Origin of the sequence: Mesorhizobium sp. B2-1-1 (assembly GCF_006442975.2) — a bacterium.
GTDB lineage: Bacteria > Pseudomonadota > Alphaproteobacteria > Rhizobiales > Rhizobiaceae > Mesorhizobium.
The window spans coordinates 4947354-4959771 of sequence record NZ_CP083954.1 but is presented as its reverse complement, the minus strand read 5'-3'; the positions used below and the strand labels follow the sequence as shown (position 1 = coordinate 4959771).

Below are 12418 nucleotides of genomic sequence, written 5' to 3'. Positions count from 1 at the left end.
GCGTTGGCGCCGGCGTCACGCGGGCAGTTGGCGCAGGAACCATTGGATCGCGAGGTCCGCCACTTCTTCCAGCGCGCCGGGCTCCTCGAACAGGTGCGTCGCAGCCGGAACGATGGCCAGCTCCTTTTCACACCGCAGCGCCGCGAACGCCGAACGGTTGAGCGCAATCACCTGCGTGTCTGCGCCGCCGACCACGAGCAGCGTTGGTGCCCGGACGCGGGGCAGGGCAGGTGCCGCAAGATCCGGACGCCCGCCGCGCGAGACGACGGCGGCCGCCCGATCCGGACGTTCGGCCGCAGCTATCAGCGCCGCGGCAGCCCCTGTGCTCGCGCCGAAATAACCGACGCGCAGCGCCGACGTTTCCTCGGACATGTGCAGCCAGTCGGTAACCTGAACCAGTCGATCGGCGAGCAAGCGGATGTCGAACCGCAACTCGGCGGTAATCTGGTCGATACGCTCCTCTTCGGTCGTCAACAGGTCGATGAGCAACGTGGCGAGTTCCGCCTCGTTCAACCGTCCGGCCGCATAGCGGTTGCGCGGGCTGTGCCGGCTGCTGCCGCTGCCGTGAGCGAAGAGGACGAGCCCACGGGCTTCCTGCGGCAGCGACAGGTTGCCCGCGAGCATTGCGCCGCCGGCGGGAACCTGCACGGCCTTCTCGTTTGTCTTCAGGACTGAGACCATGGCGATCTCCATCTCAACTGGATCGGTCCCTAAACCCCGAACGGATAGGTCTCCGCGAGCTCGCCGGCGTCCCATTGCGAGCTGCGCTCCAGCGGCTCAACCGCCCGCGTCTCGTCGAAATGCAGCAGCATGTCGAATTGCGCGGCAAGGTCGGCATGGAAGTAGTGGCTGGCCCGTTCGGTCTCAGGCCGGTAGATGACGCCGATCGCGCGCTCCAGGAGCCGTCGCGGCAGGGCTTCGCCGTCGCCGCGCAGATCGAGCTGGAAGCGATCGGCCGGGACAGCATGCAGTAGCGCCTCATAGCTGCGCGCCAGGGCAGGTCGGACAGCCTTGCGCTCCGCCGGACCGTCCCAGTTCGACGCGGCCGTCACCGTTCCTTGATACGTCGTGAAGCCGACGAGGAAGGCCTCGCGCTCATGCTTTTCGCGGATAAGCTGTCCGAGGTTGATTTCGCCATGCAGGCTCCTGTCTGTCGCCCTGGCGTCGCCAAGATGGGAGTTATGCGCCCAAACCACGATCTTCGGCGATCGCCCGAGCCGGCCGAGATGAGCGGTGAGAGCTTCGAACGTCTCGGCCATGTGCCGGTCACGCAGGTTCCAGGTCGATTCAGGCGCCAGGAACATGGCCCGATAATAGGCCTCCGCATTTTTTACGAGGCGGGCGTTTTGCTGCGCCGCGAAGAGTTCGTCCGCGACGGCGCCTTCGCGCGGCTCGGCCTTCGCCGGGCGCCGCTTCAGCATCTCGACCAGCTGTGCGACCACAGCCTCCTGGCAGGATTTGTCGACCTCATTGCCGGCTATGAAGCCATAAGCCTGCGGGTCAGGGCCGAAATGGTCGAAACAGGCATAGCGGCGACGCGCGATCTCCGCCGCGGCCGGGTCGGCCTTTTCGAGATAGCGTAGCACCGCCTTCATCGCGCCATGCAAGGCATAGAGGTCGAGCCCGTAGAACCCGGCTTTCGGATTGCCCTTGCCGGGCGCTTCATTGTGCCGGCGCAGCCATTCGACAAAATCGACGACGACCCTGTTCCGCCACATCCAGGTGGGGAAGCGTCGGAAATCGGCGAGCGCCTCTTCCGCGTCGATATCCTCGCCTGTTCCCTGAACATAGCGGTTGACCCGGTATGTGTCGGGCCAGTCGGCTTCGACAGCAACGGCGGCAAAATCCTGCTCCTCGATTAGCCGCCGCGTGATCCGCGCGCGCTCCTCATAGAACTCGTGTGTGCCGTGCGAAGCTTCACCGAGCAACACGAAGCGCGCCTCGCCGATCGCCGCCAAGAGCTCGTCGTAGTCTCGCGCGTCTCCGGAGAGCCGAACGACGTGCTTGTGCAATCGACTTGCCGTATTCTGCGGCGCATCGCGGCCGGACGGTGCGGTTGGTCGCCCCGCCTTGGCGAGAAGGGCGCGGACCTCGTCGTCGCTCGTTTGGGAGAAGTCTTCATACCAGCGCCCGACGCCGATGAGCGGCTGCGGCGTCGTCGCACAGACGACCTCGTCGGCCTCGCTCTCCATCGCCTCGCAGGTGTCGGGACTGCCGACCGGAACGGCCGCGACGATGCGGGCCGGCCGCTTTTCCCGCAGCGCCCTGACTGCCGCGCGCATGGTCGACCCAGTGGCGAGCCCATCATCCACGAGAATGACGGTGCGTTCCTCCACAAGGAGTGGCACCCGCTCGCCGCGATAGAGGTGCTCGCGGCGTAAAAGCTCCCTCTCCTCGCTGGCCGTGACCGCGTCGATGACATGGGGCGGCACGGCGAGGCCTTCGACGATCTCGTCGTTCAGGACGCGTACGCCGGAGGTCGCGATCGCGCCCATGGCCAATTCTTCGTAACCGGGAACGCCGAGCTTGCGCACGACGAAAACGTCGAGCGGTGCCTTCAATGCCTGTGCGACTTCGTAGGCGACAGGCACGCCGCCGCGCGGCAGCGCCAGCACGGTGACATCATCGCGCGCTGCGAAGTGGCCGAGCTTATCAGCGAGAACGCGTCCTGCCTCGCGACGATCCGAAAAGACAATAGTCATGATCTCAAGCCCAATATTTGCGCCGCGCCCACCCTTTGGGGTCCCGCTGCAAGGCTTTGATTGGCCGAGGCCACACGGGGCGGCAAGGCGTGGCGCAGGCACATCATTGGCGTGTTCGTCGCCAAGAGTTCGAGCGGCGGGCATTCCCAAGTCATCCACCACTGCGCCGATGCTCGGAAACGGCCTAATCCCCCAAGGGTTCCGTGTCGCTCCGGTGCGGCTAGTCCGGATCGCTCCAAAAGCGTTGCCTTTGTTTCCGGAGGGAACAAAGCGGCCTGCCGGAGATTGGGGCACGCAGGAGGAGTTTCCAATGGACAAGGAAGAACTCATAAAGCGACGAGCCTACGAGATCTGGGAGCGCGAAGGCCGCCCGCCGGGCCGAGAGCAGGAGCATTGGGACCAGGCCGTGCAGGAAATAGAGGCGGAAGGATCGGAAGCCGAGCGCGGTCCGGTGGTGCCCGATCCGACCATCGGCAGCGGGTCAGAGCCTCGAAGCTCCTGAAGCGACGTCACTTGCCGCCAAGGAGGAAAAATGCGTCGACCGACTGTTCATTCCGTCGACGCATTCGAGATGGCGTCTCGGTCAACGTCCGAGCAGCGCCCTGAGCCTGGCGAAGATATTGAAACCTTCGCCCATGGCGGCGCGCACGCGAACGGCGACCCACCCGGCTTTCATGGTCGCACCGACGTGGCAATCGCAGACGATGTTGTGCAACTGCCAGTTGGACAGTTCGAAAAAGCGCTTTGCCTCGCCATAGGTGTCGCCTTCCAGACCCTGCGCCCGCAGTATCGGATCTTCGAACGCGACGCTGATGGGGGATTGCACGCAGTAGGCGTTTTCGCGCATGTCGGGGCTCATATATTCGGTGCCCGGAAGCGCTCCGAGGCGCCGTTCAGGATGACGCTCAAGAAGACTTGCCCAGCGCTCCAGGCGTTGGTTCCGCGTCATTGTCGGGCACACCGTATCAACTTCCGCGATTGCGTGTAGTTGTTCGAGTGTATGGGACTTCATGGTCAGCTCCTGTTGATCCAGGTTCCTCCCGCTTCAAGGTGAGTCGCGAGATCACGACAGCGCGCTCGCCGTCGCCGCGCTCCGAACTCTTTGTTGTCGCTGAAGTTCCATCATTTTGAGAATTTGAAGGCTGGTGCGGCGGCAACTCGGCAAACCCCAGGGCCGTTGCGCCACCTCGGTCGGTGCTGGGTCAGCCCCTTCCAACTCCACGCTCCTGGCCCCGGCCGCCTTTCGGCGCAGGAGTGTCGGTGTTCAATGCTGGAGATCGTCGGGCGGGTCCTCCAGGCTCCTGCTGGGGTGAATTTCGTTCGAGAGGGGGATATCCATCGTGCAGATCACCTCGGCATCGGTGAAGCGCAGCGAGCCAGCTCCGCCGATCTCATAGGGCACCACCTTTTCGATCAGCTCGGATCCGAAGCCGCGTCGCGCAGGTATTGCTGCCGGACCATGCAGGTCCTCGATCCAGCGGATCTTCAGCTCCTGTCTGGCGGGCGTGCCACCCACTTTCCAGCTTACGCTGATTGATTTGTCGGCTGCCGACAGCGCGCCATATTTCATCGAGTTGGTGGCGAGTTCGTGGAACGCCAGGCCCAAGGTCTCCGCCGTCTTTCCGGACAAGGAAATATCCGGGCCATCTATGGTGAACTGATCTTCCGTCCGGCCGCCTTGGGACGCAAGCTCGTCAAGGACAAGCATGTCAAGCTGCACGGTGGCCGAGGCCGATCGCATCAGCACATTGTGCGTGCGTGCAAGCGCATTGATGCGGCCCTCGAGGTGAAAGGCATAGTCCTCGACATTGTTGCTGTTTTCAACCGACCGGCGAGCGATCGAACGGACAATGCTCAACGTGTTGCGAACGCGGTGCTGCAATTCGGCGGCAAATGCCTTCGTCGCCTGGAGGCGGTCGCGTGTGACCTGGAGTTCGGCTTCGAGCCGGGCGATATGATCGTCACGTTCGTCCATCTGTTCATCGACATGGCTGAGCCGCATCGACGCGGAAGCATCGCGTTCTTCGGCGGACACACCTTGCGGACGGGAGAATGTACCCGTGACGTCTTTCTTGGGAGGTCTTTTTCCAGCCACCTGTCAGTCCTTCAACCGTTCATCGATCATGCGCGGTGCCAAGCGCATCGTCTCGTCGGCCTTTGGCTCGCGTTCACGCGCCCAGGATTGGCTTTCGTGCCGCCGCGCGGGGTTTTCAGCCGGCGAAAATGATACCGTCGAGCCGGCAGGAGCATTAATGCCGCCGCTGTCGGCGGAAATATGGAGGGCGATCGCAGCGGCCCAGCGGATCGATCGTACCTGCCGATCCGCCGATCAAATCGCGCTTGGCCATCGCTCGCTACCGCCTCCGGTCACGCCGAACCGGCAGAAGCAGGCCAGGTTCCCTATGATGTTTCATTTTTGCGCTCCACTCGATGAGGCCGTGCCTGATCATGCAAAAGGCTCCCTGACGTCCAACAGATGAAGGTAATCAGGATTGAAAAAGGCCGCCGCCTCCAGTTTCGCCAGGTTCTTGATCGTTACAGTGCCGTTGTTGAACGAAATGAGGCCGTCGCGCCTGAGATCCTGAAGCGTACGGTTGATGTGCACGTTCGAAAGACCGAGCGTATCGCCCAGGGTCGCCTGGGTTACCGGTAGGGGATAGCTCTTGCCGGCCGTTTCACCAATTGCGTGAAGCCTGTGGAACAGCTCGCAAAAAAGGTGAGCCATCCGCTCATAAGCAGTCCGCTGGCCGATGTTGACGACCCATTCGCGGGTGATCGCCTCGTCGAGCAGCGTGGTCCACCAGAGCGCACGCGTAAGATTGGGATAGCTGTTGGTGAAGCCGAGGATGGCGCTCTGCGGGATCGCCGCAACCTTGGAGCGGCTGAGAGCACCGATCGAGTGGTCCATGCGCCGCAGCAGGAACACGTGAAGATCGCAAAGGTCGCCCGGCACCAAATAGGCAAGGATCTGTCGCCGACCGTCTTCGAGAATCTTGTAGCGGCAGGCAAATCCTTCGAGCAGCAGGTTGACCCCGCCTGTCCTGTCGCCCCTTTGGATGACGTCATCGCCGGCGGCGAATTCGGCGACCTTTGTTGTCGCGCTCTCGATGGCGTCGCATTCTTCCACGGACAGGACCGTGAAATTGGACAGCTTGCGGATAAGCGGGTGCCGCGCGGTCTTCGCTCTCAGGCCAACCGCCGGCTCGCTTCTCTCGTTCATCGCGTATCGTGTGCCGTCGCGGCAACGAACTCGACAATGCTGCCGAATTCCAGAGGCTTTTCAAATCGCCTGATCCCGCCGAGCTCTGCTGGTATGGCCGTCTGATCATAGCCGGTGGCGAAGGCGATCGGAACGCCTTTCGCCAACGACTCGCGGGCAATCTCGAATGTCTGCTCGCCGCGCAAGTTGATATCGAGAATCGCAAAATCGCATTGACCGCTGTTCAGCAATTCGATTGCGGGCTCGACCGTGGCGACCGGGCCGAGCACTATCGCCCCTTGTGTGACGAGAGCCTTACGCAGGTCATCGGCGAGAAAATATTCGTCTTCCACGATCAAAACGCGAATCCCGCCCAGAAAGGCTGATTTCGCCGCTTCCCCGTCCATGGTGCAAGAGCTCTCCCTTTGCAGCGGCCATCACTTGGGACACTACACCGCAACCCGCTGCACTCCCAGTTATATTTCCACCGATGCAGCGGAGGTGAACTCCAAAGCCACCGCCAGCCCCTATTTTCCTGAATCGACATCTTTTTCGTCTGCCGTTTTAACAATTGTGATGGCAGGTTTCGGTGTCCGTCAACACAGTGAGAAAAACGGGGAAATAAGGAGGAGGAACCGATGCCTGTGATCGATATGACCTCGAAGGAACTGATCCGGGCCATCGATCACTACATCAATTCCCGCAGAAATCTCGAATGGCCAATTTCCACGGCGCAGGCGGTGTCAGCCATCCGTTACGAACTGCCAGAATGCACTCTCTCCGACAAAGAACTGGCGGACATTGTTGCCAGCTCAGCAATTCAAAAGCATCGCAACATCGCATTTGACCTGCAGTCGTAGCCATGCTCATGCATGTCGCCCAAAACGCCTCGGTTTGGAACAAAGACATGCATGAAAACAGAAACCTGACACAGGTCGCTCGCCTCGACGCATGCCGGGGCGGGCGCTTTGGAACATGCGGTCATTGAAGGACCTGGACGATTTTCCGGGTTTCCGGGTCGACCAGAACTGTTCGATTGTCGACCACGACGTAGCGGTATTTCACATCGGGAACTTCATGAAGTTCGACCGTATCAGGCACGGTGGATCCGACATTGAGTTCCACACCGGGCAGTTGGACCGAGGCCAGCGGCTGCTTCTTCACATACTCCTTGATAACGGTTTCTTGCTCCGGCTGGATGACCACATCTTGCGCCGCGGCCGCTCCGGCCCCCGCAAGAAACAGGATGCCCACTGCCGTTCCCAGTAGATATTTTTCCACTTCTGTCTCCATCAGATGTTGGGCAGGGCGCCAAGCCGACGACGCCACCGGCGTTTCGGCAGGTGCGCCCCATGCGCCGAACTTCGCAAAATGCCGGCAGTTCCATCCGCTCCGGAATATATTAGCCTTCGGTGGAACAATCACGGGGTGGCAAAGTTTTGCCGCGAAGGGACTGCCATCCTAGGAGATTTCCCATGAGAACCACTCTGATCACCAGCATGTTAGCGCTTACCCTCGGATGTGGGGCGGCAATCGCGCAGACCCAGCAGCAGTCGGGCGAAGCGGCCCAATCGGGTGGGGCAGACACTTGCGCAGCCGGCTCGGCCAATTGCCAGAAGGGCGGCAGCACCGAGCAGCAGACGCAAGGCAAGGCCGGCATGAAGACCGACGAGCAGGCGCAAGGCAAAGCCGGAGCGAAGACCGATGAGCAGGCGCAGGGCAAGGCGGGCGTAAAGACCGACGAGCAGGCGCAAGGCAAGGCCGGCATGAAGACCGATGAGCAGGCGCAAGGCAAGGCCGGCATGAAGACCGACGAGCAGGCGCAAGGCAAGGCCGGCATGAAGACCGACGAGCAGGCGCAAGGCAAAGCCGGAGCGAAGACCGACGAGCAGGCGCAAGGCAAGGCGGGCGTGAAGACCGATCAGCAGGCGCAAGGCAAGCCCCGCATGAAGACCGACGAGCAGGCGCAGGGCAAGGCCGGTACGACTACCGGTCAGCAAGCGCAGGGCAAGGCCGGTACGACGACCGATCAGCAAGCGCAGGGCAAGGCCGGTATGACGACCGACCAGCAGGCGCAGGGCAAGGCCGGTACGACTACCGATCAGCAAGCGCAGGGCAAGGCCGGTACGACTACCGACCAGAGTTCAACCGCTTCAATCAACAATATATCCGTCGAGCAGAAGACCGAAATCACCAACGTCATCCGCGAGACGAAGGTGGAACCGGTCTCGAACCTCGACGTGGACATTTCGGTCGGCGTGAAAGTGCCGAAGCAGAAGGTGCGGCTGCATCGACTTCCGCACCGGATCGTCGAAATCGTTCCTGCCTATGAGAGCTATGAATATTTCCTCCTGGCCGATGGCAGGATTGTTATTGTCGATCCGAACTCATATGAGATCGTCGCTATCCTGAGTTAGGAACCGAGCCGACTAACAAAAGCCCGCTCTCCATCGAAAGCGGGCTTTTGCGGCGCCTTCGGGCTCGAAAAATGTCAGTCGTGCGTCCCCTATTCACTCCGCTGCCATGTCGGGTGCCCGGCTTCGTACCGGGCCTAGCGCGTCGGCGTTCTGCACCAGTGCGCGCATGTAGCCCAATGCGAAGGCCTTGCCGGCGTGCCATGGCGCGTCGCAGGCCATCTCAGGCGTGTGATCGGGTATCATGACGCCTTGATAATTCTCGTCGCGCAGAATGCGCACGATCTCGGCCATGTCGATGTCGCCGTCGTCGACGAAGGTTTCGTGATATTTCGGCACTTTGCCCCGCACATTGCGGAAATGGATATAGCCGATGCGGCCACGCCGCGCGAAACGGCGCACATGGCTGTAGATCTCCTCGGTCTGCGGCATCTCCTGCAGCGAGCCGAGGCAGAGCTCCAGCCCGTTGGCGGGCGAGTCGACGATATCCATCAGCCGATCATATTTCTGCGGCCGGTTGACGAGGCGCGCCGTGCCGCGCAGCGCCTCGGCGGGTGGATCGTCCGGATGCGCAGCCATCACGACGCCGGCCTCTTCGGCCACCGGTACGATTTCGCGCAGAAAGACGCCAAGCCGTTCCCACAGTTCTTCTTGCGAGACCCTGACAGGCGCGGCGCCGGCTCGGCCCGGCCGGTAGCGCATATTCCAGACCACTCCGTCGGGCAGCGGCAGGTCGGGATCGATATTGGACAAATCGAGCCCCACGGACATGGCGTCGCCGCGCGCGAATGGCCCGCGCTGCCAGCCCCACACGCCCGCGATCGAGAAGTTGTAGCCTATGCAGGGAATGCCGGCCCGGCCGGCGTCACGCACCAGGCGCTTGAGGCCGTCGAGCTGCCTCGACCGATCGGGGCCGCCGAGCAGCACGTCGGACCAGAAGCGCGGCGACAGGTTTTCGATGCCGGCGATCTCCAGGCCGTTGTCGCGTACGGTTTTCACCAGTCCGGTGAAATCCTCGTAGCTCCACAATCCATCCGTCGAACAATCGCCCCAGCCATCCGTTTCGGTGCCGGCCGACAGCGAGGGATCGCGGCCGCGAAAATAGTTGGTGAGATGCGCAACGACATGCGTTGCGCCGGCCTGCCGGGCAAAACGGAAATTCTCCGGCGTCAGCGAATCGCGATAGAGGCCAAGTCCGATCTTCATGTCGCCCTACTTGACGCCGATGCCAGCGGTGAGGCCGCCATCGATCTTGTAGTCAGCGCCTGTGCAGAAGCCGGCTTTCGATGAACACAGGAAAGCAATGAGTTCCGCCACTTCCTCCGGCTCGCCGATGCGGCCGAGCGGATGGGCGGCGCCGAAGCGCTTGTAGGCTTCTTCGACATCGGCGTCGCTTCCATTGTCGCCACGCGCTGCCTTCTCGAGGATTGGCGTGCGGATCGAGCCCGGGCTGACCGAATTGACCCGGATGCCGGCCGCGGCATAGTCGAGCGCCAGCGAACGCGTCAGCGTGTGGATGGCGCCCTTGGTCGTGGCATAGGCGGCGACGTTCTGCTGGCAGGCGAACCCCTGCACCGAGGCGACATTGACGATGGCACCGCCGCCTCGGCGGATCATTTCGGGAATGCCGAAATGCGCGGTCAGGTAGATCGACCCGACATTGACCGTCATCGCCCGGTTCCAGGTTTCCCAGTCGGTGGTGGTCGCCGTGCCGTAGGGGTGGACCGCCGCCGAATTGACGATGATGTCGATGCCGCCGAACCTCGCGACGCCCGCTGCGACCGCGTCGCGCACCTGGTCGGAAACGGAGACATCCACCGTTTGCACCAGCGCATTCGCTCCGGCCTTGGCGAGGCTCTCCTGCATGGCGGCATTGGCCGCCCGGTCGATGCCGCAGGCGATGATCGCAGCGCCGCCTTGCGCCAGGCGACTCGCAGTGGCGAGCGCGATGCCGGTCGTGCCGGTGATCAGCGCCACCTTGTTCTCAAAATCAGACATGATGCAAATCCTTGGAAGATGCCGGACCCGGATGCACCGGGTTTGCCGCCGACATACGGGCGTTTTCGAGGTCGTCGGGAACGAAGCGCAAGCCGAAATCGAGATGCCGGCTCATCAGGTAGCAGTAGGCAATGCGGTCGCGCGCGCGCAGCGCCGCGATGATCTCGCCATGCGCGTGGCGTGTTTCGCTCAGCACCGGCCGGATGGATTTGCCGACGGTCATGATGTGCAGGATGACCGGCGACAGGAACTGATAAGTCTGCACCAGCATGCGGTTGCCGGCGAGCTTCATCAGCGCCAGATGGAAATCGAAATCGCGTTGCGCGGCTTCCTGGACATCCTTGCTGGTCTCGATCAGGCCATTGACCTCGTCCAGGGCTTCAAGTTCGGCGGCGCTGGCATTGAGGATGATGTGGTCGCCGACGCTCACTTCGATGATGCGGCGAAATCCTTGTATGTCGTGAAAGGACGTTTTCGATATGTCCATTTGCGCGGCGAAAAAATTCTGGATCGCGACATTCTGGCGATCGGCGAGCACCGCGCCGACGCGCGGCTTGGGATCGATCAGCCCATAGGTTCGGATGGTGCGCAGCGCCTCGCGTATCGTGTTGCGGCTGGCGCCGAACAGTTCGCCAAGCTCCCGTTCGGTGGGCAGCACATCGCCGATGGACATGGCGCGATTGCGGATGAGGTCGAGGATCTGCCGCACGGTCTGGTCGACGGCGGAACTGCTGATCCCGGCTTCGTCTGCCGCCTCCATCGAATCGTGGCTCGCCTGTTCCACCGCAGAACTCCTTGCTATTTGTTGGACCACCCTAGGGCTCGATCCACAGGAAATCAACTGTATGGCGACGGAAAGGTTCTGTTGACAGGCTTGTGGTCCGACAATATGGTCGCCGCCAACCCTGAGGAGGCTTCATGGAACAGTGCTGGCGCTGGTATGGTCCCGATGATCCGGTGACGCTTGAACATGTCAGGCAGGCCGGCGCCACCGGCGTTGTCTCCGCGTTGCACCAGATCTATGACGGCCGCGCCTGGCCTGAGGCCGATGTGCTCGAGCGCAAGCGGATCATCGAGGCGGCTGGCCTGAAATGGTCGGTCGTCGAGAGCATTCCGGTGCACAATTCCTTCAAGATCGGCGCGCCCGAGCGCGAGCGCTATGCCGGCTACTACCGCGACAGCATCCGGGCGCTCGCCAAGGCCGGCATCGAGACGATCTGCTACAATTTCATGCCGGTGGTGGACTGGACCCGCACCGACCTGATGTATCGCCTGCCGACAACCGGCTATGCGCTGCGCTTCGATGCGATCGATTTCGCGGCCTACGATCTTTTCGTGCTGCAGCGCAAGAACGGTGCGGCAAGCTATACGCCGGCGCGTATCGCCGAGGCCGAGAAGCGGCTGAAGATGCTGACGCCAGAGCAGATCGACCGCATCGAGCGCAACCTCATTGCCGGCCTGCCGGCGACCGAACGCAGCTATAACAGGGACAGTTTTCGCGAAGCCCTGGCTGAATACGATTCGATCGGGCCGAAGGAGTTGCGCGACAACCTCGCCTGGTTCCTGCGCGAGATCATTCCGGCGGCCGAAGAGGAGGGGGTGCGCATGTGCATCCATCCCGACGACCCGCCATTCTCGCTCTACGGCCTGCCGCGCGTGGTTTCGACGGCACAGGACGCGCGTTTCATCCTCAACGCCGTCGACAGTCCCGCCAATGGACTGACCTTCTGCACCGGCTCCTATGGCACGCGCGCCGACAACGACATCGTCGCCATGGTCAAGGAATTCGCCGACCGCATCCATTTCGTCCACCTGCGCAACATCACCATCGAGGAGGACGGCTCGTTCTATGAAGCCGAGCATCTCGAAGGCGGCACCGACATGGCGCACGTCATCCTCGCTCTGATGCAGGAAGAAAAGCGCCGTCGCGAGCAAGGCCGGGCCGACTGGCAAATCCCGATGCGGCCGGACCATGGGCATCTGCTTGCCGACGACATCGGCAAGAAAAAGATCAACCCCGGCTATTCGCTTATCGGACGGCTCAAGGGGTTGGCTGAACTGCGCGGCATCATGCGCGCCGTGGAGCGTTTCGATCTGGCTTGAAC

At 62.2% G+C, this 12418-nt stretch carries 14 protein-coding genes; 4 read left to right on the top strand and 10 right to left on the bottom strand.

Going from position 1 to position 12418, the window contains the following annotated elements:
- Positions 1-15 precede the first annotated feature (15 nt).
- Together FJ972_RS24335 and FJ972_RS24330 are read right to left on the bottom strand one after the other, a co-directional pair.
- Positions 16-681, bottom strand: a complete 666-nt coding sequence (locus FJ972_RS24335; RefSeq protein WP_140525116.1) for a dienelactone hydrolase family protein — start codon at positions 679-681, stop codon at positions 16-18.
- Positions 682-710: 29 nt separating this feature from the next.
- Entirely contained in the window at positions 711-2702 is a 1992-nt protein-coding gene (locus tag FJ972_RS24330; protein WP_226880392.1) for an erythromycin esterase family protein, read from the bottom strand.
- A 310-nt stretch (positions 2703-3012) separates the two neighbouring features.
- On the opposite strand from FJ972_RS24330, the gene FJ972_RS24325 reads away from it, so the two are divergent.
- Positions 3013-3204, top strand: a complete 192-nt coding sequence (locus FJ972_RS24325) for a DUF2934 domain-containing protein (protein ID WP_140497466.1) — start codon at positions 3013-3015, stop codon at positions 3202-3204.
- Positions 3205-3285: 81 nt separating this feature from the next.
- Here the strand turns inward: FJ972_RS24325 and FJ972_RS24320 are convergent, their stop codons facing one another.
- From FJ972_RS24320 to FJ972_RS24305, 4 genes are all read right to left on the bottom strand, one after another.
- Positions 3286-3714, bottom strand: a complete 429-nt coding sequence (locus tag FJ972_RS24320; RefSeq protein ID WP_140515225.1) for a hypothetical protein — start codon at positions 3712-3714, stop codon at positions 3286-3288.
- A 252-nt stretch (positions 3715-3966) separates the two neighbouring features.
- Positions 3967-4797 (bottom strand): sensor histidine kinase, encoded by an 831-nt coding sequence (locus FJ972_RS24315; protein WP_140515226.1) that lies wholly within the window; start codon positions 4795-4797, stop codon positions 3967-3969.
- 351 nt (positions 4798-5148) lie between these two features.
- Positions 5149-5922 carry a Crp/Fnr family transcriptional regulator gene (locus FJ972_RS24310; RefSeq protein WP_140497473.1) on the bottom strand — a complete coding sequence of 258 codons (774 nt, stop codon included), beginning with the start codon at positions 5920-5922 and terminating at the stop codon, positions 5149-5151.
- Positions 5919-6308, bottom strand: coding sequence for a response regulator (locus tag FJ972_RS24305; protein WP_140497475.1), 390 nt, complete (start codon positions 6306-6308; stop codon positions 5919-5921). Before FJ972_RS24305 ends, FJ972_RS24310 begins: the two co-directional genes overlap by 4 nt.
- Before the next feature lie 231 nt (positions 6309-6539).
- Between FJ972_RS24305 and FJ972_RS24300 the strand changes: the two genes are divergently transcribed.
- On the top strand, positions 6540-6761 hold the full coding sequence (locus FJ972_RS24300) for a hypothetical protein (protein WP_140497477.1): 222 nt from the start codon (positions 6540-6542) through the stop codon (positions 6759-6761).
- Between the two features lie 121 nt (positions 6762-6882).
- Here the strand turns inward: FJ972_RS24300 and FJ972_RS24295 are convergent, their stop codons facing one another.
- A complete protein-coding gene (locus FJ972_RS24295) occupies positions 6883-7182 on the bottom strand; it encodes a DUF1236 domain-containing protein (RefSeq protein WP_224519082.1) in 300 nt (99 codons plus the stop codon).
- Between the two features lie 194 nt (positions 7183-7376).
- Here FJ972_RS24295 and FJ972_RS24290 point away from each other — a divergent pair, with 194 nt between their 5' ends.
- Entirely contained in the window at positions 7377-8318 is a 942-nt protein-coding gene (locus FJ972_RS24290) for a DUF1236 domain-containing protein (protein ID WP_140728045.1), read from the top strand.
- A 93-nt stretch (positions 8319-8411) separates the two neighbouring features.
- Here FJ972_RS24290 and FJ972_RS24285 read toward each other — a convergent pair whose 3' ends face one another.
- The 3 genes from FJ972_RS24285 to FJ972_RS24275 are packed head-to-tail and all read right to left on the bottom strand — an operon-like array spanning position 8412 to position 11097.
- Positions 8412-9521, bottom strand: a complete 1110-nt coding sequence (locus FJ972_RS24285) for a mannonate dehydratase (RefSeq protein ID WP_140515229.1) — start codon at positions 9519-9521, stop codon at positions 8412-8414.
- 6 nt (positions 9522-9527) lie between these two features.
- On the bottom strand, positions 9528-10313 hold the full coding sequence (locus FJ972_RS24280; RefSeq protein WP_140525114.1) for an SDR family NAD(P)-dependent oxidoreductase: 786 nt from the start codon (positions 10311-10313) through the stop codon (positions 9528-9530).
- On the bottom strand, positions 10306-11097 hold the full coding sequence (locus FJ972_RS24275) for a FadR/GntR family transcriptional regulator (RefSeq protein ID WP_224671760.1): 792 nt from the start codon (positions 11095-11097) through the stop codon (positions 10306-10308). The genes FJ972_RS24280 and FJ972_RS24275 overlap by 8 nt, the downstream gene beginning before the upstream one ends.
- A gap of 134 nt (positions 11098-11231) precedes the next feature.
- Between FJ972_RS24275 and uxuA the strand changes: the two genes are divergently transcribed.
- Positions 11232-12416 carry a mannonate dehydratase gene (gene uxuA / locus FJ972_RS24270; RefSeq protein ID WP_140525113.1) on the top strand — a complete coding sequence of 395 codons (1185 nt, stop codon included), beginning with the start codon at positions 11232-11234 and terminating at the stop codon, positions 12414-12416.
- Positions 12417-12418: the final 2 nt, after the last annotated feature.

What these genes read in the sequence shown, in the direction of transcription:
- FJ972_RS24285 (WP_140515229.1), bottom strand. Translation starts at nt 9,521, where the DNA reads ATGAAGATCGGACTTGGCCTCTATCGCGATTCGCTGACGCCGGAGAAT.
- FJ972_RS24325 (WP_140497466.1), top strand. Translation starts at nt 3,013, where the DNA reads ATGGACAAGGAAGAACTCATAAAGCGACGAGCCTACGAGATCTGGGAG.
- FJ972_RS24320 (WP_140515225.1), bottom strand. Translation starts at nt 3,714, where the DNA reads ATGAAGTCCCATACACTCGAACAACTACACGCAATCGCGGAAGTTGAT.
- FJ972_RS24280 (WP_140525114.1), bottom strand. Translation starts at nt 10,313, where the DNA reads ATGTCTGATTTTGAGAACAAGGTGGCGCTGATCACCGGCACGACCGGC.
- FJ972_RS24300 (WP_140497477.1), top strand. Translation starts at nt 6,540, where the DNA reads ATGCCTGTGATCGATATGACCTCGAAGGAACTGATCCGGGCCATCGAT.
- FJ972_RS24290 (WP_140728045.1), top strand. Translation starts at nt 7,377, where the DNA reads ATGAGAACCACTCTGATCACCAGCATGTTAGCGCTTACCCTCGGATGT.
- uxuA (WP_140525113.1), top strand. Translation starts at nt 11,232, where the DNA reads ATGGAACAGTGCTGGCGCTGGTATGGTCCCGATGATCCGGTGACGCTT.
- FJ972_RS24305 (WP_140497475.1), bottom strand. Translation starts at nt 6,308, where the DNA reads ATGGACGGGGAAGCGGCGAAATCAGCCTTTCTGGGCGGGATTCGCGTT.
- FJ972_RS24310 (WP_140497473.1), bottom strand. Translation starts at nt 5,922, where the DNA reads ATGAACGAGAGAAGCGAGCCGGCGGTTGGCCTGAGAGCGAAGACCGCG.
- FJ972_RS24330 (WP_226880392.1), bottom strand. Translation starts at nt 2,702, where the DNA reads ATGACTATTGTCTTTTCGGATCGTCGCGAGGCAGGACGCGTTCTCGCT.
- FJ972_RS24335 (WP_140525116.1), bottom strand. Translation starts at nt 681, where the DNA reads ATGGTCTCAGTCCTGAAGACAAACGAGAAGGCCGTGCAGGTTCCCGCC.